Genomic DNA, 21,031 nt, shown 5'->3' on the forward strand with positions numbered 1-21,031 from the left:
CCCTCGGCCGACCACACCGACCGTTGCTAGTCTCCCGGTGACCGTGCGAAGGAACGAGGAGGTGGTACCCGTGAACGCAACACCGACATGGGCGCTCCCCTCGGGAGTCATGGTCGGGCGATAGGTCGCCCGGGAGCGCCGTCCACGAGCACTCCCGAAAGGCACGACCATGGAATTCACGACTGAGCGCCTCCTCGACGACGGCGTCCTTGAACGCGAGCTCGTCCTCGGTGAGATCCCCGGCACCGTCTGGACGCCCGGATCCGTACCGGCTCCGCTGATCCTGATGGCCCACAACAACGGGCTGCCCAAGAGCGACGCCCGCCTCGTGGCCAGGGCCCGATACCTTGCCTCCCACCACGGCTATGCGGTGGCGACCATCGACGCCGCCGGGTGCGGTGACCGACCCCGTTCCGCCGCCGCCGATCAGGCTCGCGCCGACCTGCGTCGGGCGATGCAGGCGGGCGAACCGGTCGACGAGATCTTCGAGGCCCTGGTCGGCCCGCTCGTCGAGGGGGCCGTCCCTGAGTGGCAGGCGACGCTCGACGCCCTCCTCTCGCTGCCCGAGATCGGTGGCCCGGTCGGGTACTCGGGCTGGGCCGCCCTCGGCATCCGGCTCGCGGCCGTCGATCCCCGGATCGCGGCCGTCGGCTTCTTCGCCGGGGGCTATGTGCCTCGCGCCCAGCGCGAGGATGCTCGGCTGGTGACCGTCCCGCTGATGCTCCTGGTGCAGTGGGACGACGAAGGAAATCCCCGGCAGCGTGCCTTCGACCTGTTCGACGCCTTCGGCAGCAAGGAGAAGACGCTGCACGCCAACCCGGGCGGGCACCTCGGAACGCCGGCGTTCGAGCTCGAGGACGGAGGCCGGTTCTACGACCGGCACCTGAGATGAGCCTCGAACACGGCGGCTCGGCGGGCTCCGGCCGATAGACGCCGTTCCAGCGGGTGCGCGAGCATGGTCGCGCACCCGCTGGTTCCGAGTCCCTTACGGCTCGATCGGGTACCCAGCCAGACGGAGGCCCACGTCGACCAGCTCGACCCGGCGCATGCCGGCCACGTCGTCGAGCCGGAACCACGCCGCGGCGTCCGTGCTCCCGTCGACCTCGTCCCGCAGCTCGCCGCCGACGACCTGCGCGCGGTAGATGATGCGTAGCCAGTGCATCGGGCCGTCCGACGGGTTGATGCGTTCGGACGCGGGCACGACGACCGAGTCGACCCCGAGAAGCTCGTCGAGCTGGACGGCCAGGCCGGTCTCCTCGAGCAGCTCGCGGACCGCGGCATCGGCTGGGTCCTCCCCCGGGTCGATGCCACCGCCCGGCAGCATCCACCGCCCGTCGCCCCGCCAGTGCGAGAGCAGCACACGCCGCGCGTCGACGACGACGGCGTAGGCAGCGACTCGCTGGATCACCTGTCGAAGCCTAGGCCGCGCGGGCCACGGCGCGGAGACGTCGTAGTACGCCCGCCACGAGCCTCACCATGCGTCGTCGCCCCAGGGGGTGAAGGCCCACCCGGTGGCGTCTGTCACGATGCCCGGTCCACCGAAGGACGTGCCTGAGTCGTTCCCGGACGCGTCTGTCACCGCCACCTTGATGTACCCGCCGGCGCCCGGCGCGACCGTGACCGTGAAGAGGAAGGGTCCCGGACCGGGACGGATCTGCGGGGTGATCGTGATCCGTGGATCGCTCCCGGCGATGCGCAGGAACGCCGCCTCCCAGCAGAGCGTGACCGGAACCGTGGCCTCGTACGAGTGGTGGTCCTCGGTGTAGTCGTACCCGGCACCCAGGCCGGGGTCGCCCTCGGTGTACCAGTGGTTGCAGACCTCGTCGCGCGTCGAGACCGGGGGCTCGGGCGACTGGCACCCGACCGTCAGCAGGACGAGGGCCGCGGCCCCGGCCCGACGACTGCTCTGCCCCGACATCCGGTCACGATGACAGGCTGGGCGCCCGCGCGCGGGCAGACCACCAGGCTCCACCCGAACGGCCGTCGCCCACGGCCGTGTGCGGCTGGACCACGGCTGCTCCCCCAGTCGTCGCTGCACACTGGGTCCATGGACACTTCGACGACGAGGCGCCTCGGCCCCGGGGACGAGCGCGACGCCAGGGAGCTGTTCGCCCTCATGGCGTCGGTGTTCGACGAGGATGCCGAGCCGTTGGGCGAGGAGTACCTGGGTCGGCTGCTGACATCGACCTCGTTCTGGGCGGTCGCCGCCTTCGAGGGCGGGCGTGTGGTCGGCGGGATCACGGCGCACACCATCCCGATGACACGCGCGCACTCTGCGGAGCTGTTCGTCTACGACCTCGCGGTGCACGAGGACATCCGCCGGCGCGGCGTCGGCCGACGGCTCGTCGAGGCTCTGCGCGCGCAGGCTGCGGACGCGGGGATCGCCGAGGTCTTCGTCGCCGCGGACGAGGAGGACGTCCACGCGCTGGAGTTCTATCGGTCGCTGTCAGGGCGCGAGTCGCCGACCGCCTTCTTCACCTGGGATGCCGGGTCTGCCTGACGCACGGCGGGCTCACACGTCGGGCTCACACGGCGTGCCAACACGGCGGCGAGCAGCGCGTCGATGGGTTGCGGCACGGCGTCCCGACGCACCGCCTCCCGCGTGAGCAGCCGGGCGTAGCGGAGCTTGCGACGCGCGCCGCTTCCCAGGAACCGCCGCAGCTGGGCGTCGAGCTCCCGGCCCCGCCATGCCGGCTGGTTCTGCAGGGACCGGAACGACCTGAGGTCGCCCTCCGACTCGAGCAGTGACTGGACCCTCGCGACGCCGACGGCACGGATCAGCTCGTCCTCGAGGTCGTCGACGCAGACGAACAGTCCCAGGTGCTCGACGACGGCCAGCGCGTCCCGGCAGATCGCCTCCTCTCGACGGTCACACAGGCAGGCCACCCGCGACGGCGTGCCGAGTCTGCCCAGGGCGCGCAGGAAGCCACGAATCGCGTGCGCCCCACCGATCGGGACGACGACGACCCCGTTCTCATCGAGCAGGCGTCCCCGTCCCTCCGCGGCCGTCTCCACAGCGATCTGGTCGCTGATGCCCTCGACGATCACCACGACGTCGGCGTGGTCGACCCGCGCCCACGCCTCGGCGGTGGCCCGCTGCGGCGCGTCCGGTCCGGACGCGTAGCCCTCGAGCGTGCGGAGTGTGCGCTCGCCTTCCACGCTCACCTCCTCGCGGGCCGTGCGGTGGCACGTCCTGTCCGGCTCGTTCCTGACTGCGCCTACCGGATCAGGCCGGCACGACCACGTCGCCGGAGCGGTGCAGCTTGTGCCACGGCAGGCGCGCTCCCGCCACGGCGCTCGCGATGGACTGGATGACGACCAGGTAGATCATCTGCCGGTAGAACACCTGCTGGAGGGGCAGGCTCCACAGCGGCTTGAGGCTCTCGCGGTCGAGACGCAGCGCGAAGGCGGTGGTCGCCAGCTGGAGCAGGGCGAACGCGAGCCACACCGTCAGGACCGTGCGGGCGTTGCCGGTGAACAGCCCGTAGAGCGCGAACAGGTCGATCGCGGGGGCCAGCAGGGGCATGAGCACCTGGAAGAGCAGCATGTAGGGGATGCCCACGAGACCGAGCCGACGCCCGCCCTTGGTGGAGTCCCACGCGGCGCGGCGGTGCTTCCAGATGCACTGCATCGTCCCGTAGCTCCAGCGGTACCGCTGGCGCCACAGGTCGTTCACGCTGCTCGGCGCCTCGGTCCAGGCACGCGCGTGCTCCTCGTGGACCACCCGGTAGCCGGCGCGCTGCACGCCCATCGTGATGTCGGTGTCCTCGGCGAGCGTCTCGGAGCTGAGCCCTCCGGCCGACTCGACGGCCTGTCGGCGGAACGCCCCCGCCGCGCCGGGCACGGTGGTGATGCAGCCGAGCATGTCCTGCAGGCGGCGGTCGAGGTTGAACCCGGTGACGTACTCGAGGTGCTGCCAGCGTCCGAGGAGACCGGTCCGGTTGCCCACCTTCGTGTTGCCGCTCACCGCGCCCACGTCGGGGTCGCGCAACGGCTGTACGAGCCGGCGGATCGTGTCCGGCTCGAACACGGTGTCCCCGTCGAGCATCACCAGGACGTCGTGCGACGCCTCGCTCGTGCCGGTCCGCAGCGCGGCGGCCTTGCCGGCGTTCGCCTGCCGGACCACCCGGACGCCCGGCAGGCCGAGGCGCTCGACGACGTCCCCCGTGCCGTCGGTCGAGCCGTCGTCGATGACGACCACCTCGAGGTCGGGGTAGTCCGACGCGACGAGCGAGCGCACCGCCCGCCCGATCCCGACGGCCTCGTTGTAGGCCGGGACCAGCACGGTCACGGGCGGCAGCCACTGCTCACCTGCGACACGACGGGCCGACTCCCGCACGTGCCAGGGTGCGAAGCCCACGACCAGGATGGTCCGCAGGAGGGCCAGGATGCCGAACCCGAGCATCGCCCACGTCACCGCGGTCACGAGCCAGCCGGACGCGTGCACCGCCACGGTGAGCACCTCTCCCTGGAAGGCAGGGATCGCCTCCGCGGGACGGGTGGCGCCCGCGGCCAGGCCCAGCCCGTCCGAGACGGTCGTGAAGCGGTAGCCGGCCTCGCGATACCGCTCGATCAGGGCGGGCAGGGCCGCCACCGTCTCGGACCGGTCCCCGCCGCCGTCGTGCAGCAGGACGATCTGGCCGTCCGTCCCCGTGGGGGCGCCGTCGGCGACGATCTGCTCGACGCCCGGCATGCTCCAGTCCTTGGTGTCCCGGTCGGCGAGCACGACGAGGTAGCCGGCGTCGGCCGCGCGCTGGACGGCCTTGAGCTCGGCTGCGTCGAGGTCCTGGGGTGACGACGAGTACGGCGGCCGCAGGAGCGAGGTGCTGATCCCTGCACCGCCGGCGAGGCCCAGCTGTCCGAGGGAGAGCTCGAGGTTGGCCCGCCAGGCGGGCACGGTCGACAGGTCGGCATGGGACCAGGTGTGCTCGCCCACCTCGTGACCGGCGTCGACGACCTGACGGAGCAGGTCGGGCTCCTCGACCGCGTGCGACCCGACGACGAAGAACGTGGCCGGGACGCCCTCGCGGGCAAGGATGTCGAGGATCTGCGGGGTCCAGCGTGGGTCCGGACCGTCGTCGAACGTCAGCGCGACCGTCTTCTCCTGCAGCGACACCCCGACGAGGCCGCCGTCGTCCGCGACGAGGACCGGCCCACCGGTCGGCGTCTCGACGGCGACCCGCGGCCCGGCCGTCGCCGTGCCCGCCTGCCCGACGTTCGTGGAGAGCGTCTGCAGTCCGAGCGCGAGGAGCAGCGCGGCGAGCAGGGCCGCCAGCAGGACCCAGTGGGCAACGCCTGGGCGGCGCGTGGCGTACCGGACGTGGGCCCGGCGCCGGCGAGGGCGCGTGGGCGACGAGGACATGGTGACGCTCTGGTCCAGCACGAGCCGTCACCCCTTGGTCGGTCGGGGATTCGGCGTCGCGGCGTGGGTCGACGCGGGCTCAGGCTTCGCGGTCGGGGCGTTGCCGGGCCGGTCGACGGTCTGACCGGGGGCCGCGTCCGACGAGCCGGGTGCGGCGGACGCGGTGGCTGTGGCCGAGGGGGAGGGGGCTACGGCACCCGGGATCGTGGTCGGCGTGGGAGCCGGGGTCGCGACGACGGACCGCGCCGCCGCCCTGGCCGATGCCGACTCAGAAGGCGTCGGCGTGGCCGACGGCGACGAGGGCGTGGGCACGAGAGGGGCGTCGTCGCCCGATGCGTCGGGGAACTGCGGAGCGCGCGGGCCGGGGAGGAGCGGGCCCAGACCGGGGACCGAGAGGCGGTTCATCCCGACGGGGACCACCAGCGCCACGACCACCAGGACGGCGTAGCCCGCGATGAGCGCACCGAGCGCCCACGTGATCCGTCGGACCGTCCGTCCACGCCGCCCGGAGGGGTCGACGAAGACTGCGCTGGGCGCACCCGACTGACCGCTCACACTCCGCCTTTCCCCGGGAAACAGGCAATTCTGCCATCGGCCGGGAGAAACCGGCGAAACGTGCAGGTCAGACGTCCAGGGGCTGCCGTCGCCACGTGGCCGGGCGCTAGCCTGCGGCATGACCGCAGACCGTCGGCTCGGCGCCTTCCTGACGACGCGCCGCCAGCGGTTGCAGCCCGAGGACGTCGGCCTGGCGCCAGGTTCCGGGCCGCGACGGGTCACAGGGCTGCGGCGCGAGGAGGTCGCGATCCTGGCGGGCGTCAGCACGAACTACTACCTGCGGCTCGAGCAGGGACGCGACGCGCACCCGTCGGCGCAGGTGCTGGACGCTCTGGCCCGGGCGCTCCGTCTCGACGCCGTCGCCACGGCGTACCTGCACGGTCTCGCCCGTCCCCCGGACCCGGCTGACGACGAGGACCGGGCCGGCGTCGTGCACGAGGCGACGCGATGGCTGATCGACTCGTGGGTGAACCAGGCGGCGGTCGTGCACAGCCGCCACGTCGACGTGCTCGCGTCGAACGCCCTGGCCCGGGCGCTCAACCCGACCTTCCAGGTCGGGGTCAACAGCGTGCTGTCGTTGTTCGACGAGCCTTCCGAGCGGACCTTTCACACGGACTGGGAGGGCTTGGCGGCGCGGTCCGTCGCGCTGCTGCGCGTCATGGCCGAGCGTCGCAGCGGTGATGCCCGGCTGGACGCGATCGTCGCGGAAGGCTCAGCCCGCAGCGCGCTGTTCCGCGAGTTCTGGGAGCGCCAGGACGTCGTGAACGTGGGAGACGGTGTCCATGAGCTCCACCACCCCCTCGTGGGAGCGCTCACACTGAACTATCTGCGTCTGCCGTTGGTCGGTACCGGCGGGCAGTCGATCTTCCTGTACTTCGCCGAGCCCGGATCCCCGAGCGCAGATGCGATGGAGGAGCTCGCCCGTTCTGGGTGGGGTCAGCAGGGACACGAACGACTCCCGCGCGAGCACTAGCGTCACGCAGGTGGACCTCCATCTGACGAACAAGGTCGCGGTAGTCACCGGGGCGAGCAAGGGCATCGGCCTGGCCGTCACACGGGCGCTGGTCGCCGAGGGCGCGAACGTCGTCGCCGGAGCGCGCTCGATCACGGACGAGCTCGTCGCACTGTCCGACACCGGCCAGGTCCTGGCCGTGGCCATCGACCTTTCCGACCCCGACGCACCGGCCGAGCTGGTGTCGCGGTCGGAACGCTTCGGCGGGCTCGACATCGTCGTCAACAACGTCGGCGCCGTGACCCCGCGCACCACGGGCTTCCTGGACGTCAGTGACGACGACTGGCACCAGACCCTGAACCTCTCCCTGATGGCGGCCGTCCGCACGACGCGCGCCGCGATCCCCCTGCTCATCGCCAGGGGCGGGGGCAACGTAGTGACGATCGGCTCCGTCAACGCGTACCTGCCCGATCCGGGGGTGATCGACTACTCCGCCACCAAGGCCGCGATCTGGAACCTGTCCAAGTCCCTGTCGAAGGAGTTCGGACCGCAGGGCCTGCGCTTCAACACCGTCAGCCCCGGACCCGTATCGACGCCGCTCTGGCTCGGCGAGACCGGCGTCGCGGCCACGGTCGCGAAGAGCATGGGCGTCTCTTTCGACGAGGCACGCCAGCGGATCATCGAGGGTGCCGGGGGCTTCTCCACGGGCCGCTTCACCGAGCCGGAGGAGGTCGCCGACCTCGTCGTGCTCCTGGCCAGCGACCGCGCGGCCAACGTGACCGGGGCCGACTTCCTCATCGACGGCGGCTTCACCAAACAGCTCTGACCATCGCGCCACCCCCTTTGAAGGAGCGAACATGTCGGGTACCCCTGTCGTCTTCATCCATGGTCTCTGGATCCACTCGTCCGCGTGGGCACCGTGGCTGGACCTGTTCCGCGAGAACGGGTACGAGCCGAGCGCTCCCGGTTGGCCCGGTGACGCGGACACCGTCGCCGAGACCCGTGCCGCCGCGGACGCCCTCGACGACGTCGGCATCGAGCAGATCTGTCACCACTACGCCGACCACATCGACACGCTCGGAGCCAAGCCGATCGTCATCGGCCACTCGTTCGGGGGCCTCATCGCGCAGGAGCTGCTCGCCAACGACCTGGCCATTGCAGCGGTCGCGATCGACCCCGCACCGATCAAGGGCGTCAAGACCCTGCCGTTCTCGCAGCTGCGGTCGGGGTTCCCGGTGCTCGGCAACCCCGCGAACAAGAAGCGGACCGTCGCGCTCACCGCCAAGCAGTTCCGCTACAGCTTCGGCAACGCGATCTCGCAGGAGGAGTCGGACGCGCTGTTCGAGGCGTGGACCATCCCCGGACCGGGCCGCCCCCTCTTCGAGGACGCCACGGCAAACTTCTCGCGTCACTCCCCGGCCAAGATCAACACGCACGAGGCCGTCCGGGGGCCGCTGCTGCTCACCTCCGGCAGCGAGGACCACACCGTGCCGAAGGCTGTCACGCTCGAAGTCGCCAAGATGTACGAGAAGAGCCCCGGCTCGATCACCGAGTACCACGAGTTCGAGGGTCGCGGTCACTCCCTGACCATCGACTCGGGCTGGCGGGACGTCGCGGACGTCGCCCTCGAGTGGCTCGCGTCGAAGAAGGTCGGCGTCGCGGAAGCCACTGCGAGCTGACCCTCGTCTTCGTCTCGCCCCTGGTCACGTCGCCCGATACGTTCGCGGGAATGTCGTCTGCCGGGGAGCCCACGGGCTCCCCGGCAGCTCCCCGGACTGAGAGCAGGGTGTCGTTCCATGGCGTGTCGTATCGGTGAGCTGGTCCTCGGTTGCCGCGACCCGGAGCTGCTGGCGCGGTTCTGGTGCGAGGTCCTCGACTTCGTCGTGCTCGACCGGGAGGACGACGGCTCGGTGGAGATCGGGGCGCGCGACGGCTTCGGCGGCTCGCAGCCGACGATCTTCCTGAGCCGCAGGGACGAGCCAGAGCCCGGGAAGTCCCGGCTGCACATCGACCTCAACGCCACCGACCGCGACCAGGACGCCGAGCTCGAGCGCCTCCTGGGCCTCGGTGCGGTACGGGCCGACATCGGTCAGACGGGCCAGGAGCCGTGGCACGTCCTGGCCGACCCCGAGGGGAACGAGTTCTGCCTGCTCAGGGCGAGGCTCGCCCCGCTCTGACGCCTGGGGCTATGCGCCGGGGCCGCCCGAAGAGCACGATCGTCCGGTGAGCACCGGCGCGAGCACGGTCGAACGGCCGTCGCGGTGGGGGCTGGCCGCGCTCGGCGCCGTCGGTCTCGCGGTCGCGGCCGCGCTCGCGGCGTACGCGAAGGTGCACCCGGGCGACGGCGCCGCGCTGACCACGTTCGGGTTCAGCGGGATGCTGCAGATGAAGGCGTGGCTGACCACGGCCGCCACCGTGCTCGTCGTCGCGCAGGTGCTCTCGGCCCTGGCGATGTGGGGACGGCTGCCCGGGGTCTCCGACCCACCCGGCTGGGTGAACGGCCTGCACCGCTGGACCGGCGTCGTCGCGTTCCTGCTCACGTTGCCCGTCGTGTTCCACTGCGTCTGGTCGCTCGGGTTCGAGGACAGCTCCACCCGTGTGCTGGTGCACTCCGTCGCCGGGTGCGTCTTCTACGGCGTGTTCGCGGCGAAGATGCTCGCGCTGCGACTGCCCGGGCTGCCGTCCGTCGCGGTGCCCGTGCTGGGCGGGCTGCTCGCCGGGGTGCTCGTGGTCGTGTGGTTCAGCTCCGCCTTCTGGTTCTTCGGCCAGTCCGGGTACGCGAGCTACTGACATGACCGGGTCCGAGGTCAGTCGCCGGTCGGTGCTCGAGGGTGCCGGCGTCGCGGTCGTGGCAGGGGCGGCGGGCTACGTCGGCTTCGTCGCTCTCGGCCCGGCACCCGGCAGCGACGACTCCGGCGGCAGCGACTACCCCGACGGTTCCGACGACAGCTCGGGAAAGGGCTCCGGCCCCTTGGCGTCGGTCGACGACGTGCCCGACGGCGGTGGCCTGGTGCTGAAGGACGAGAAGGTCGTGCTGACCCGCGACGGCACGACCGTCCACTGCTTCGAGGCGGTGTGCACGCACCAGGGCTGCCTCGTCGGCGGCGTGCGCGACGGCGTGATCCGCTGCCCCTGCCACGGCAGCGGCTTCGACGCCGCGACCGGCGAGGTCGTGCAGGGGCCGGCGACCGAGCCGCTCAAGGTCGTCGACGTCGAGGTCACGGACCAGGGCGAGGTGGTGCGCACGTGAAGTCGTTCTGGGACCGGCTGCCGACGCTGGTGTGGATCGCCGGCGCCGCGGCGACCGCCGGTGCTCTCCTGGCGGCGCTGCGCACCTGACGTCAGGGCGGCGCAGCGGGCAGGGTCACTCTGACGGAGAGCCCTCCCTCGGCCCGCGGCCCGAGCGTCAGGTGCCCGCCGTGTGCGCGGGTGATGCTCTTGACGATCGCCAGGCCCAGACCGACACCCGCGTGGTCGACCCGGACGCGCTCGGAGCCGCGCTGGAACGGCTCGGTCAGCGTCGAGACGAGCCCCGGCGGAAGCTTCTCCCCGGTGTTCTCGACGGTGAGCATGACGGACCCGGTCCGGGCCGACGTGCTGACCCAGACGCTTCCATCGGCGGGGAGGTTGTGCACGATCGCGTTGTGCACGAGGTTCGTCGTCAGCTGCAGGAGCAGTGCATGCGACCCGACGGTCGTCGCGACGTCACCGGAGGTCTCGAGGGTGATCCCGCGCTTCTCGGCGAGCGGAAGGAGCGTCTCGGTCGCCTCCTCCGCGAGGAGGGACAGGTCGACGCGCTCCCTGGTGAACGACTGCTGGTCGGCGCGGCTGAGCAGGAGCAGCGCCTCGGTGAGGTCGATCGCCCGCGAGTTGACGGCGTGGAGGCGGTCGAGGAGCTCGGCGGTGTCGTGCTCCGGGTCGTTGCGGGCGACGTCCAGGAGCGCCTGCGAGATCGCGAGCGGGGTGCGCAGCTCGTGGGAGGCGTTGGCCGCGAACCTTCGCTGCTCGGCGACGTGCGCCTCCAGCTGTTCGAGCATGGCGTCGAACGCGTCGGCGAGCTCCCGGAACTCGTCGGCCGGGCCGGGGAGCCGGATGCGGTGGGAGAGCGACCCGTTCGCGGCCTCGCGGGTGGCATGCGTGATCGGCGCGAGCGGCGCGAGCATGCGGCCGGCGAGGAGCCAGCCACCGAGCAGGCCGAACGCGAGCAGGAACGCCAGAGCCCACGCCGCTCTCGGTGCGAACGCGCGGACGAGGTCGTCCTGGGTCGGGCTGCGGCGACCGGGAAGACCGGGGACGCCCACGCCCACGCTCTCGGTGTTGGGTACATAGCGCAGCAGGAAGACCCACACCACCGCGAGGAGCAGGACGCCGGCGACCATGAGGAACGCCGCGTAGCTCGCGGTGAGCTTGAGGCGGACGCTCGGCCCCGGCTCCCTAACCATGATCGGGTCCTGTGTCGATGCGGTATCCGACCCCTGGCACTGTGGCGATGAGCCAGGGCTCTCCGAGGCGTTTGCGCAGGGCCGAGACGGTGATGCGCACGGCGTTGGTGAACGGGTCGGCGTTTTCGTCCCACGCCTGCTCGAGGAGCTGTTCGGCGCTGACGACCCCACCGTCGGCGGCCACGAGGACCTCGAGGACGGCGAACTGCTTGCGGGTGAGCGCGACATAGCGGCCGTCGCGGTAGACCTCGCGACGGAACGGGTCCAGGCGCAGGCCCGCCAGCTCGCGCACGGGCGGACGGTGGTGGGCGCGCCTGCGGTCGAGCGCTCGGAGCCGCAGCACGAGCTCGCGCATCTCGAACGGCTTGGTGAGGTAGTCGTCGGCACCGAGCCCGAACCCCGAGGCCAGGTCGTCGAGTCGGTCGGCGGCGGTGAGCATGAGGATCGGCATGCCGCTGCCGGAGGCCACGATGCGCCTGGCGATCTCGTCGCCCGACGGCCCGGGGACGTCCCGGTCGAGGACGGCGATGTCGTACGTGTTGACGCTCAGCAGGTGCAGCGCGGCGTCACCGTCACCGGCGATGTCGGCCGCGATCGCCTCGAGGCGCAGGCCGTCGCGGACGGCTTCTGCCAGGTAGGGCTCGTCCTCGACGATCAGCGCGCGCACGTCCTCGATGCTACGAGGGGCCACATATCGTCGGGATATCGAGACCCGCATACGCGACCGCAACACGCGACCGCGTTCGCTGAGGGGATGCACTTCAGTGAACGGTCCTCCCTGAGTCCCCGCTTCGCCGTCCTCGTCCTGGCGATCGCGGTGGCAGTCGTCGTGGCCGCGGTCGTCGGGTTCGGCAACCAGCCGTCGGTGGCGTCGTCGCTCGCGCCGACCTCCGACGCGACCTTGGTGCGCGAGGACACGACGTCCGGTGGCCTCCCGCCGCTCGAAGCGCCGGCTGTCGACGACGGTCGCGTCCTGGGTGCGGACGGCAGCGTCCCCGGCGGGGTGACCGTCTTCGACGACACGGTTCATGCCGTGACCCACCTCGACCCGGACCTGCTCGCCGCCGTCCGCCGGGCCGCGACCGACGCCGCCGCCGACGACGTCACGATCTTCGTCAACAGCGGCTGGCGTTCGGCGCAGTACCAGGAGCAGCTGCTGCAGGATGCGATCGCCCAGTACGGCTCGGCCGAGGAGGCCGCCCGGTGGGTCGCGACGCCGGACACCTCCCCGCACGTGCAGGGCGACGCGATCGACGTCGGCCAGTGGGCGGCCACGACGTGGCTGTCCGAGCACGGAGCGCAGTACGGGTTGTGCCAGATCTACGCCAACGAGTCGTGGCACTACGAGCTGCGCCCCGACGCGGTCGACGAGGGCTGCCCCACCATGTTCGACGACCCGACGCAGGACCCGCGGATGCGAGGGTGACCCGCACGCGCGTCTCGTCCACGAACCTCCTGGTCGTGCTGTTCGTCGTCTACCTCGTGCTGCTCGCGTGGATCGTGCTGTGGAAGCTCGAGGTCCCGTGGCTCGGCGTGGACGCCCAGCGGGTGCTCAAGCTCGTCCCGTTCGTCTCCACCGCCGACGCGGGCGCCAGCGCACCTGCCGAGGTGGCGGTGAACGCGGTGCTCTTCGTGCCCTTCGGCCTCTACCTCGGTCTGCTGGCTCCGTCCTGGCCGTGGTGGAAGGCCACGGGCGTGGTCGCGTGCGCGAGCCTGGGCCTGGAGGTCGCCCAGTACGTCCTGGCCGTCGGCAGCTCGGATGTCACCGACGTCGTCGTCAACACCGCCGGGGGTCTGGTCGGGATCGGCCTGCTCGCCCTGGCGCGGCGCAGGCTCCCGGCCAGCACGACGACGGTCATGGCCGGGGTCTGCTCGATCGGGACGGTGCTGGCCCTGCTCGCGAGCGGGCTCGTCGTCGCCTCCCCGATGCGCTACGCGCCCGGGGGTGGTGGCGGAGGCATCCACGGGCTGGTGCCGCGCGAGGCCCCGTCTAGTCTCGGAGCACCACCGTCGTAGCTGGAGGGTCCATTGATCGACATCGCCGAGCTCGCCGACCACCACCTCGACGCCGCGCGGGCGGACCAGTACGGCAGGTCCGCCGGGATCGTCGCCCACGACGGCGAGCTGCGCCAGACGGTGATCGCGCTGACGGCGGGTTCGAGCCTCGGCGAGCACAACTCGCCGAACGCTGCGACGCTCCAGGTCTGGCGCGGGCGGGTACGCGTCGAGTCCCCCGAGGGCGACGTCGAGGCGAGCACGGGGAACCTGTGGGTCCTCACGCACGATCGGCACTCGGTGCACGCCGTCGAGGACAGCGTGTTCATCCTGACCACCGTGACCGGGATCGGTCGGTCGTCGCACGGCTGAGGTCCGCGGGACACTCACCTGCCGCGACGGCACAGGCGTACGGTGCACTGGTGAGCACCGCTGCAGCCGCCGACTGGTTCCCCGATCCAGCGAACAGTGCGCGCCTGCGCTACTGGGACGGCACCGCGTGGACCGGCTACCTGGTCGACCTCGACAACCCCGGCGTCGTCTACCTGGAGAAGTCGCCCAGGACGCCGCCCCCGGCCCCGGGTTCGATCAACATCCCGCTCTCCGTCACGCTCACGGCGCTCTGACCTCGGCCGTCTCAGCGACGGTTCGCCGCGCGCAGCCTCCTGATCCCGCCCGCGAGCAGCACCAGGCCCAGGACCGCGACGACCATGCCGATGAGCGTCCACTCCGCCCGACCGTTCATGCCCCCGGTGGCCCCCGTCACGCCCGACCCCTGCAGCACCCAGACCAGTCCGACGAGAAACAGCAGCGCCCCGCCGATCACACGTACCCAGGTCGTCGTCATCTCCCGAGTGTTCAGCAGTTCTCGGCCCGCCGCTGTCCGGCGATGAATGCACGCCTTCGTCTCAGGCGTGCAGGACGGTCACGCCGCGCTGGACGAGTGCCGCGATCGCTGGAGAGTCCGACTCGGCGTCGGTGATCACTCCAGCAACCGATGGCAGCGGCACGACGCGGAACGGCGAGGCCGCACCCACCTTCTCGCTGCTCGCGAGCACCCAGGTCTCGCCTGCCCGGCCCGCGAGCAGGCGCTTCATCGCCGCCTCGTCGGCGTCGCCCGTGGTGAGTCCGGCATCTGCGTGGACACCGGTCACCCCGAGCAGGAACAGGTCAGCCGAGACGCCCTGCGCCGACTCCGCAGCCGCGGCGCCCATCGCGACGCCGGAGTGCCGGAACAGACGGCCGCCGATGAGCACGACGTCGATCCGGGCGTGCGGGATGAGTGCGGAGGCGACGGTCGGGCTGTGCGTGACGACGGTCGCTTCGAGGTCAGCCGGTAGCGCGGCGCAGACCGCGAGCGTGGTCGTGCCGCCATCGAGGATGACGGTGGACCCGGGCTGGATCAGCTCGACCGCGACGCGCGCGATCCGCTCCTTCGCGGCGACCGAGAGGCCTCCGCGCACCGAGAGATCGCCGACTGCGGGTGACACGGGCAGCGCTCCGCCGTAGACGCGCTGCACCAGGCCGGCGGCCGAGAGCTCGCGCAGGTCACGCCGGACGCTGTCCTCCGACAGGTTCAGCTCTGCCGCGAGATCGCGGGCGACCAGCTTGCCGTCGCGCGCCAGGCGTTCGAGCAGGAAGTCGCGTCGTTCAGCGGCCAGCATTCGCATTCCTCACTGTTGTTGCACGTTGTTGCACGTTACCATCGCGGCATGACCACCTCAATGCTCATCCTCATCGCCGGCCCCTACCGCTCGGGAACGGGCGACGACCCCGCCAAGCTCGACGCCAACCTGGCCCGGCTCGAGGAGGCGGCCTGGCCGCTGTTCGAGGCCGGCCACACGCCGATGATCGGTGAGTGGGTGGCGCTGCCGGTACTTCGGAGCGCCGGCGGCAGCTCCGTCGCCGACCCCATCGCCTCGCGCATCATGTACCCGACCGCGGAGCGGCTCCTCGCCCGGTGCGACGCGGTCCTGCGTCTGCCGGGTGACTCGGTCGGTGCTGACCAGGACGTCGCGATCGCGCGCGAGCGTCGCATCCCGGTCTACTTCTCGCTCGACGAGGTGCCGGGCGTCTCGGAAGTGCGACTGGGCGCCGCGTCCTCAGTCGGCTGACCGCACGTCCGTCGGAAGCACGCGAGCGGCGCAAGAGGTCGTAGTCGCCCCCCTTGCCGTCCGTGCGACCCCCAGCCACTGTGAACGCATGGATGAGGGTCTCACCGGCACCGGCACCGGCACCGGCACCTGCATCGGCCCGGGTGCCGAGCACGGGCTCGCGGTGTGCGTCGCCCATCCCGACGACGAGGCGTACGCGGTGTACGGGACGGTCGCGCTGCACCGCGACGACCCGGCCTTCCGGCTCGTCGTCCTGCACGCGACGGACGGCGACGCCGGTGAGATCGCCCCGGGTGTCGAGGCGACGCCCGAGACGCTCGCGGCGGTGCGTCGGGGAGAGTCCCGCAGTGGCTGGGAGACGGTCGGCCCCGAGCCCGCCAGGCACGACTTCCTGGGCCTCCCCGACGGTGGCCTGACCGAGGTGCCCTTCTCGGAGCTCGTCGACACGGTGTCCGCGTTCCTCGACGCCGAACGCCCGACCGTCGTCGTCACCTTCGGGCCCGACGGCGTCACGGGCCACCCGGACCACGTCGTCATCGGCCGCGCCACGAGCGAGGCGTTCGGACGGGTGCGTCGCGACGGCGGACCGGGGCTGCGGCGACTCCTGCACGCGGGCATCCCGCAGTCGCCGTTCGAGCGGATGCAGGCGTCGCGTGCGCGGCACGACCTGCCCTTGTGGGACCCGACGAAGGTCTACCACCTGCGCGGCTTTCCCGACGAGCTGCTCGGCATCACCGTCGACGCGCGGTCGGTCGCCGGGACGATCGTCGCCGGGCTGACGCAGCACCGGAGCCAGCGGCACGTGCTGTTCCACCCCGAGGCGTCCGAGGACCTGTGGCGGCGCAACGTGGGCATCGAGTGGTACGCGATCGCGTGGCCTCCCGGTCCTCGGACGCCGATGCTCAGCGACGTGTTCGACGAGCTGTAGCCGACCCGGACCGCGGGCGGGCACCGGGTGCGACGATGTCGTCGACCGGACCCGCACGACGAAGAGGGCCACGTGATCCGTCCCGACGAGCTCGTCGCCATCCCGCTGTTCGCCGACCTCACGCCGGAGCAGCTCGACTTCCTGGCCAAGGAGGTCGAGGACATCCAGCTGCTGCCGGGTGAGTTCGTGGTGCACGAGGGCGACGAGCGCGCGCTGTTCGTCGTCGTCGAGGGCTCGGTCGAGCTCACCAAGAACGTCAACGGCGAGGAGCGCGTGATCGGCCCGCGCGGACCGGGCGAGCTGTACGGCGAGGTGCCGGTGATGCTCAGCATGAACATGCCGGCGAGCTGCGCGGCGGTGGAGCCGTCACGCGTCCTTCGGGTGGACGTCGGGACGTTCTTCGCGCTGGCTGCGACCGCCCCGCAGGTCGTCGCAGCGGTGGGCGCCCTGGCCCAGGGCCGGATGGAGGGCCTCAAGGAGCTGGCCGCCGAGAAGCGGACGCCCGACATGGTCGTGATCGGCCCGCTGGTGGACCCGCGGGTGCACGACATCCGGACCTTCCTGCACCGCAACCGCGTCTCGTTCGACACCAAGAACGTGTCCGACCACGTGAGCCCCGTCGTCGAGCTCGCTGACGGACGCCGGCTGGTCGACCCGACGATGCGCGAGATCGCGCTCGCGGGCGGGCTGTCCGTGATGCCGGAGCACGACGAGTACGACGTGGTGATCGTCGGCGGCGGGCCGACCGGGCTGACCGCCGCGGTCAACGGCGCTGCCGAGGGGCTCCGCACGCTCGTCGTCGAGAAGTTCGCGCCGGGCGGCCAGGCGGGGACGTCGACGCGCATCGAGAACTACACCGGATTCCCGTTCGGCGTCTCGGGCGACGAGCTCGCCGCCAAGGCGCTGCGCCAGGCCAAGCGCCTGGGCGCCGAGATCGTGGTGACCCGGTCGATCACCAGCCTCGACACCCGCGAAGGTGCGCTCACCCTCGACGACGGTGCGCGGGTCGGTGCCCGGGTCGTCATCCTGACCTCGGGCGTCGAGTGGCGGCACCTCGCGATCGAGGCCATCGACCGGTTCGTCGGCAAGGGCGTCTACTACGGGGCTGCCCGTAGCGACGCGGGCCTCGCGCACGGCAAGGACATCGTCATCATCGGGGCTGGCAACTCCGCGGGTCAGGCCGCCCTGTTCTTCTCGCGGTACGCCGGATCCGTGACGCTCGTCGTCCGCGGCGCGTCGCTCGAGGCGAGCATGTCGACGTACCTCATCGAGCAGATCGCCTCGAACCGGCGCATCCGCGTCGAGACGAGGTCCGAGGTGGTCGCGCTGCACGGCCAGGACGTCCTCGAGCGGATCGAGGTCGCCGACCGGCGCACGGGCCAGGTCGACGAGCGCGAGACGGAGATCCTGTTCGTGATGATCGGCGCCGACGCGGTGACCTCGTGGCTCCCGGACGAGGTGGCACGCGACCACAACGGCTACGTCCTGACGGGACCGGACGCGAGGGACGCGTGGACACGGGAGCGTGACCCGTTCGCGCTCGAGACGTCGGCGCCCGGCATCTTCGCGGCGGGCGACGTGCGCTCGGGCTCGGTCAAGCGCGTGGCGGCCGGGGTCGGCGAGGGCGGCATGGCGATCGCGTTCGTCCACCAGTTCCTGGCGCTGCCCTGAGCGTGTCGCCCGCTCGTGGCACGATCGCCGCGTGACGACTGACTCCCTGCACCTGAGCGCGCACATCGACCGTCCGGTGTCCGAGGTGTACGCCTTCGCCTCCGACCCGGCTAACCTTCCGCGGTGGGCTGCGGGACTGGGCGGCGGGATCGTGCACGAGGGTGACAGCTGGTTCGTCGAGACGCCGGAGGGCCGGGCACAGGTGCAGTTCGCCGCGCAGAACGCGTTCGGAGTGCTCGACCACGACGTCACCACCCCGACGGGCGACCAGGTGCACGTCCCGATGCGTGCGATCGCCGACGGCGACGGCTGCGAGGTGGTCTTCACGTTGCGCCGGGCGCCGGGGATGACGGACGACGAGCTCGAGCGCGACGCCGGGCTGGTGACCGCGGACCTCGCCCGGCTCAAGCAGGTGCTCGAGGCGTGATCGTGACGATCGCCGCCGACGACCCGCACAACCCCGACGTCCTGGCGCTGCTCGGCGAGCACCTCTCGGACATGTACGCGACCTCTCCCGCCGAGTCGGTGCACGCGCTCGACCCGTCGGCACTCAGCTCGGTGGGCATCACCTTCTGGTCCGCGCGCGCCGACGACGGCCGGCTGCTCGGCTGCGTCGCGCTCAAGCAGCTCGACCCCACGGACGGCGAGCTCAAGTCGATGCGGACCGCGATGGCGGCGCGGGGCCACGGGGTCGGCACGGCACTGCTCGCGCACGTGCTCGACGAGGCGGCGGCGCGCGGGTACGCGTCGGTCCACCTCGAGACCGGGACGCAGGACTACTTCGCGCCGGCCCGACGCCTCTACGAGCGGGCCGGCTTCGTCGCCTGCCCGCCGTTCGCGGACTACCGGATCGACCCGAGCAGCGCGTTCTACCGGTACGAGGTCGGATCCGGGCTGTGAGCTTCGCTCCAGAGGGCGCGCGCAGTGACCGATAGTCCGAAGGTGAGCCTCCCGCCGGACGACCTGCCGCGTACCCCTAGCGGGCGGGTCCCGCAGTGGTGGGCGGACGAGCGCGCCGGGGTCCTGGTCGACCCGGACCCGTGGTGGACCCCGCCGGCACCCGAGCCCGTACGCCGCCGGCGAAGCCGCGGCGTCTGGCTCGTCCTCGTCCTCGTCGTGACGCTCGGCTCCGCCTGGTGGTTCACAGGGGGTGCTCCGGTCGAGCGGCTCTCCGACGCGTTGCAGCAGGTGCAGGGGTCTCCGGCGGTCCCGGCCCCGACCGCCGAGGTCGTCGCGCTCGCGGACGCCGCGCACCTGTCCGACGAGGGCCGCACGATCTTCTACGGCGCCCGTCCCGAGATCCTCGACGCGACCGCGTTCGCCGGGCGCTGCGCGGACGCCGGTGGGCTGGAGGGCGGCCACACGGTCGGCTGCTACCACCCGGGCGCGGAGACGATCGTGGTCTACCGCCCGGCCGACCCGCGCATCGGGGCACAGGCCGTGACGACGGCCGCGCACGAGACCCTGCACGCGGCGTGGGAGCGGCTCACGCCCGCCGAGCAGGACGCCGTGACGCCCCTGCTCGAGGCCGGGCTCGCGACCATCCCCGCCGACGACGAGATCTACACGCAGATCACGGGCTCGGTCGGGGCTCACCCGGAGAACCGGCCGACCGAGCTGTTCGCCTACCTCGGTACCCAGATCGGCGCGCTCGACCCGCAGGTCGAGCAGGTCTACGCCCGGTTCGTCGCCGACCGCGCCGCGCTCGTCGCGGTGTACACGGGTCTGAGCGCGCTTCTCGACGAGATGGCCGGGACCATCACGACGGCGTCGCAGGCCCTCGTCGACGCCGAGTCGAGGAACGGGCAGGACCGCGCGCAGCTGACCGCCGACATCGCGTCCCGCGAGCACTACCGCACGACGTACCAGGCCAAGGTCGCCGAGGTGGCGGTGCTCTCAGCCGGCCAGCGCGCACGGTTGCGTCTGTCCTGGACGTGGTGGGACGGCACGGACCTGCCGATGGCGCCCGCCGAGGACACCCTTGCGCTCGCGGCCTCGCTGCTCGCACGCGACGACGCCGCGATGCCCGCACGTGATGTGACGATCACCGCCGCCGAGGCGGCCGCGGCGGCCGAGCGCATCCGCGTCGAAGGACTGGTCACGGACCTGAACGCGCTGCAGGCGCAGCTCGACCCGACGGCCTGACGCCGCTAGGTCCGGTCCGCCGTCGGGCTGGGCGGCGCGATCGTGATCTGGCCGGAGTGCCGCAGCGGCCGGCCGCGCGCGTCGAGGGAGTACCGGCCGCGGCGCACCGACAGGTAGAGCAGCCCCTCGAAGAAGCCGCACACGGCCATGACCACAGCAGCCAGCCCGAACGTGAAGAAGCCGCCGATCACGAAGATCGCCAGCATGACGAGGCCGCGACGCCAGTAGCCGAGGTACATGCGGTGCACACCGAGGCCCCCGAGGAACACGCCGAGCAGCCCGGCGGTCACGCGCGAGCGGTACCAGACAAGACGGGGCCGAGCGGGGCGGGCCGAGCGGGCCCTGCGGGGCGCGGGAACGTCGTCCTGCACGTCGGGGACCGGGCCGAGCGGGTACCGCGTCGCTGCCGACAGCGGCGCGACCGGGTCGACCGCCGGCCTCGGCGGCAACCGGGTCACGACCGGGCGCTCGAAGGCGTCGTCGAGATCCGCGGGACGGTCCAGAAGTTCGGTCACGGGGGCTCCCGCGGGGTCGGCGAGGTCGGTCATGCGAGCGTAAACCCGACAGGCCCGTGTCGTCTTCGTCTACTTGACCGGCTGGGTGCGCACGGTGGACCGTGACGTGGGCGGCGCGTTGGCCGCCACGTCTCGAGGGAGCGACATGACGAAGAGCTCGTCCGCCGGCGGCGCGAGCGGCGGTGTGGTCTACGGCTTCGGCTTCATCGGCGCGGCCGTCTACTACTTCCAGCAGGCCGACACCTTCTGGCTCTTCGTGCTCGCGATCCCCAAGGCGCTGATCTGGCCCGGGGTCCTGGTGTACGAGCTGCTGAAGTCCGTCTACAGCTGACTGTCGGACCCTCGTCCTAGC

Annotated in this window: 29 protein-coding genes; 19 read left to right on the forward strand and 10 right to left on the reverse strand. The window is 71.9% G+C overall.

Annotation, left to right across the window (positions count from 1 at the left end; genetic code table 11):
* Positions 1–169: 169 nt before the first annotated feature.
* On the forward strand, positions 170–892 hold the full coding sequence (locus tag AC1DPN_RS17985) for a dienelactone hydrolase family protein (RefSeq protein ID WP_477086140.1): 723 nt from the start codon (positions 170–172) through the stop codon (positions 890–892).
* Between the two features lie 93 nt (positions 893–985).
* Here AC1DPN_RS17985 and AC1DPN_RS17990 read toward each other — a convergent pair whose 3' ends face one another.
* Together AC1DPN_RS17990 and AC1DPN_RS17995 are read right to left on the reverse strand one after the other, a co-directional pair.
* A complete protein-coding gene (locus AC1DPN_RS17990) occupies positions 986–1,408 on the reverse strand; it encodes an NUDIX hydrolase (protein ID WP_477086141.1) in 423 nt (140 codons plus the stop codon).
* A 63-nt stretch (positions 1,409–1,471) separates the two neighbouring features.
* Entirely contained in the window at positions 1,472–1,918 is a 447-nt protein-coding gene (locus AC1DPN_RS17995) for a cadherin-like beta sandwich domain-containing protein (protein WP_477086142.1), read from the reverse strand.
* 129 nt (positions 1,919–2,047) lie between these two features.
* On the opposite strand from AC1DPN_RS17995, the gene AC1DPN_RS18000 reads away from it, so the two are divergent.
* Positions 2,048–2,500 (forward strand): GNAT family N-acetyltransferase, encoded by a 453-nt coding sequence (locus AC1DPN_RS18000; RefSeq protein ID WP_477086143.1) that lies wholly within the window; start codon positions 2,048–2,050, stop codon positions 2,498–2,500.
* Here AC1DPN_RS18000 and AC1DPN_RS18005 read toward each other — a convergent pair.
* The 3 genes from AC1DPN_RS18005 to AC1DPN_RS18015 all read right to left on the reverse strand — a co-directional run bounded on the left by AC1DPN_RS18005 (position 2,434) and on the right by AC1DPN_RS18015 (position 5,917).
* A complete protein-coding gene (locus tag AC1DPN_RS18005) occupies positions 2,434–3,159 on the reverse strand; it encodes a TOPRIM nucleotidyl transferase/hydrolase domain-containing protein (protein ID WP_477086144.1) in 726 nt (241 codons plus the stop codon). The two genes, AC1DPN_RS18000 and AC1DPN_RS18005, sit on opposite strands and share 67 nt — an antisense overlap.
* Before the next feature lie 67 nt (positions 3,160–3,226).
* A complete protein-coding gene (locus AC1DPN_RS18010; RefSeq protein WP_477086145.1) occupies positions 3,227–5,383 on the reverse strand; it encodes a bifunctional polysaccharide deacetylase/glycosyltransferase family 2 protein in 2,157 nt (718 codons plus the stop codon).
* A gap of 6 nt (positions 5,384–5,389) precedes the next feature.
* A complete protein-coding gene (locus AC1DPN_RS18015) occupies positions 5,390–5,917 on the reverse strand; it encodes a hypothetical protein (protein WP_477086146.1) in 528 nt (175 codons plus the stop codon).
* A 118-nt stretch (positions 5,918–6,035) separates the two neighbouring features.
* Here AC1DPN_RS18015 and AC1DPN_RS18020 point away from each other — a divergent pair, with 118 nt between their 5' ends.
* The 6 genes from AC1DPN_RS18020 to AC1DPN_RS18045 all read left to right on the forward strand — a co-directional run bounded on the left by AC1DPN_RS18020 (position 6,036) and on the right by AC1DPN_RS18045 (position 10,119).
* Positions 6,036–6,890 (forward strand): helix-turn-helix transcriptional regulator, encoded by an 855-nt coding sequence (locus tag AC1DPN_RS18020; RefSeq protein ID WP_477086147.1) that lies wholly within the window; start codon positions 6,036–6,038, stop codon positions 6,888–6,890.
* A 10-nt stretch (positions 6,891–6,900) separates the two neighbouring features.
* Positions 6,901–7,695: an oxidoreductase gene (locus tag AC1DPN_RS18025; RefSeq protein WP_477086148.1), complete on the forward strand. Its 795-nt coding sequence runs from the start codon at positions 6,901–6,903 to the stop codon at positions 7,693–7,695.
* A gap of 31 nt (positions 7,696–7,726) precedes the next feature.
* Complete coding sequence (locus AC1DPN_RS18030; protein WP_477086149.1) at positions 7,727–8,548, forward strand: alpha/beta hydrolase; 822 nt, start codon at positions 7,727–7,729, stop codon at positions 8,546–8,548.
* Positions 8,549–8,665: 117 nt separating this feature from the next.
* Positions 8,666–9,046, forward strand: coding sequence for a VOC family protein (locus tag AC1DPN_RS18035; protein WP_477086150.1), 381 nt, complete (start codon positions 8,666–8,668; stop codon positions 9,044–9,046).
* 46 nt (positions 9,047–9,092) lie between these two features.
* A complete protein-coding gene (locus AC1DPN_RS18040; RefSeq protein WP_477086151.1) occupies positions 9,093–9,659 on the forward strand; it encodes a DUF6529 family protein in 567 nt (188 codons plus the stop codon).
* Position 9,660: 1 nt separating this feature from the next.
* Positions 9,661–10,119, forward strand: a complete 459-nt coding sequence (locus tag AC1DPN_RS18045) for a Rieske (2Fe-2S) protein (protein ID WP_477086152.1) — start codon at positions 9,661–9,663, stop codon at positions 10,117–10,119.
* A gap of 91 nt (positions 10,120–10,210) precedes the next feature.
* On the opposite strand, the gene AC1DPN_RS18050 is transcribed toward AC1DPN_RS18045, so the two are convergent.
* The gene (locus AC1DPN_RS18050; RefSeq protein WP_477086153.1) at positions 10,211–11,311 is read right to left on the reverse strand and encodes a sensor histidine kinase; all 1,101 of its coding nucleotides are present in this window, start codon (positions 11,309–11,311) and stop codon (positions 10,211–10,213) included.
* A complete protein-coding gene (locus AC1DPN_RS18055; RefSeq protein WP_477086154.1) occupies positions 11,304–11,978 on the reverse strand; it encodes a response regulator transcription factor in 675 nt (224 codons plus the stop codon). Before AC1DPN_RS18055 ends, AC1DPN_RS18050 begins: the two co-directional genes overlap by 8 nt.
* Positions 11,979–12,065: 87 nt before the next feature.
* On the opposite strand from AC1DPN_RS18055, the gene AC1DPN_RS18060 reads away from it, so the two are divergent.
* Genes AC1DPN_RS18060 through AC1DPN_RS18075 form a run of 4 tightly spaced genes read left to right on the forward strand, consistent with a single transcriptional unit; the run spans position 12,066 to position 13,932 of the window.
* Positions 12,066–12,737 carry a M15 family metallopeptidase gene (locus AC1DPN_RS18060; protein ID WP_477086155.1) on the forward strand — a complete coding sequence of 224 codons (672 nt, stop codon included), beginning with the start codon at positions 12,066–12,068 and terminating at the stop codon, positions 12,735–12,737.
* Complete coding sequence (locus tag AC1DPN_RS18065; RefSeq protein WP_477086156.1) at positions 12,734–13,327, forward strand: VanZ family protein; 594 nt, start codon at positions 12,734–12,736, stop codon at positions 13,325–13,327. Before AC1DPN_RS18060 ends, AC1DPN_RS18065 begins: the two co-directional genes overlap by 4 nt.
* Before the next feature lie 12 nt (positions 13,328–13,339).
* Positions 13,340–13,678 carry a cupin domain-containing protein gene (locus AC1DPN_RS18070; RefSeq protein WP_477086157.1) on the forward strand — a complete coding sequence of 113 codons (339 nt, stop codon included), beginning with the start codon at positions 13,340–13,342 and terminating at the stop codon, positions 13,676–13,678.
* 50 nt (positions 13,679–13,728) lie between these two features.
* Positions 13,729–13,932, forward strand: coding sequence for a DUF2510 domain-containing protein (locus AC1DPN_RS18075; protein WP_477086158.1), 204 nt, complete (start codon positions 13,729–13,731; stop codon positions 13,930–13,932).
* 11 nt (positions 13,933–13,943) lie between these two features.
* Here the strand turns inward: AC1DPN_RS18075 and AC1DPN_RS18080 are convergent, their stop codons facing one another.
* Together AC1DPN_RS18080 and AC1DPN_RS18085 are read right to left on the reverse strand one after the other, a co-directional pair.
* Positions 13,944–14,153 carry a hypothetical protein gene (locus AC1DPN_RS18080; protein WP_477086159.1) on the reverse strand — a complete coding sequence of 70 codons (210 nt, stop codon included), beginning with the start codon at positions 14,151–14,153 and terminating at the stop codon, positions 13,944–13,946.
* Between the two features lie 61 nt (positions 14,154–14,214).
* The gene (locus tag AC1DPN_RS18085) at positions 14,215–14,970 is read right to left on the reverse strand and encodes a DeoR/GlpR family DNA-binding transcription regulator (RefSeq protein WP_477086160.1); all 756 of its coding nucleotides are present in this window, start codon (positions 14,968–14,970) and stop codon (positions 14,215–14,217) included.
* A 48-nt stretch (positions 14,971–15,018) separates the two neighbouring features.
* On the opposite strand from AC1DPN_RS18085, the gene AC1DPN_RS18090 reads away from it, so the two are divergent.
* From AC1DPN_RS18090 to AC1DPN_RS18115, 6 genes are all read left to right on the forward strand, one after another.
* Entirely contained in the window at positions 15,019–15,420 is a 402-nt protein-coding gene (locus AC1DPN_RS18090) for a DUF4406 domain-containing protein (protein ID WP_477086161.1), read from the forward strand.
* An 88-nt stretch (positions 15,421–15,508) separates the two neighbouring features.
* Positions 15,509–16,348: a PIG-L deacetylase family protein gene (locus AC1DPN_RS18095; protein WP_477086162.1), complete on the forward strand. Its 840-nt coding sequence runs from the start codon at positions 15,509–15,511 to the stop codon at positions 16,346–16,348.
* Between the two features lie 72 nt (positions 16,349–16,420).
* Positions 16,421–18,019 (forward strand): FAD-dependent oxidoreductase, encoded by a 1,599-nt coding sequence (locus AC1DPN_RS18100; RefSeq protein WP_477086163.1) that lies wholly within the window; start codon positions 16,421–16,423, stop codon positions 18,017–18,019.
* 31 nt (positions 18,020–18,050) lie between these two features.
* On the forward strand, positions 18,051–18,446 hold the full coding sequence (locus AC1DPN_RS18105; protein WP_477086164.1) for an SRPBCC family protein: 396 nt from the start codon (positions 18,051–18,053) through the stop codon (positions 18,444–18,446).
* Positions 18,446–18,919, forward strand: coding sequence for a GNAT family N-acetyltransferase (locus AC1DPN_RS18110; RefSeq protein ID WP_477086179.1), 474 nt, complete (start codon positions 18,446–18,448; stop codon positions 18,917–18,919). The genes AC1DPN_RS18105 and AC1DPN_RS18110 overlap by 1 nt, the downstream gene beginning before the upstream one ends.
* Positions 18,920–18,961: 42 nt before the next feature.
* A complete protein-coding gene (locus tag AC1DPN_RS18115; protein WP_477086165.1) occupies positions 18,962–20,164 on the forward strand; it encodes a hypothetical protein in 1,203 nt (400 codons plus the stop codon).
* A gap of 5 nt (positions 20,165–20,169) precedes the next feature.
* On the opposite strand, the gene AC1DPN_RS18120 is transcribed toward AC1DPN_RS18115, so the two are convergent.
* Positions 20,170–20,712, reverse strand: a complete 543-nt coding sequence (locus AC1DPN_RS18120) for an NINE protein (RefSeq protein WP_477086166.1) — start codon at positions 20,710–20,712, stop codon at positions 20,170–20,172.
* A 112-nt stretch (positions 20,713–20,824) separates the two neighbouring features.
* On the opposite strand from AC1DPN_RS18120, the gene AC1DPN_RS18125 reads away from it, so the two are divergent.
* On the forward strand, positions 20,825–21,010 hold the full coding sequence (locus AC1DPN_RS18125) for a hypothetical protein (protein WP_477086167.1): 186 nt from the start codon (positions 20,825–20,827) through the stop codon (positions 21,008–21,010).
* The last annotated feature ends 21 nt before the right edge of the window (positions 21,011–21,031 follow it).

Source organism: Cellulomonas sp. P4_H4 (genome assembly GCF_056400865.1).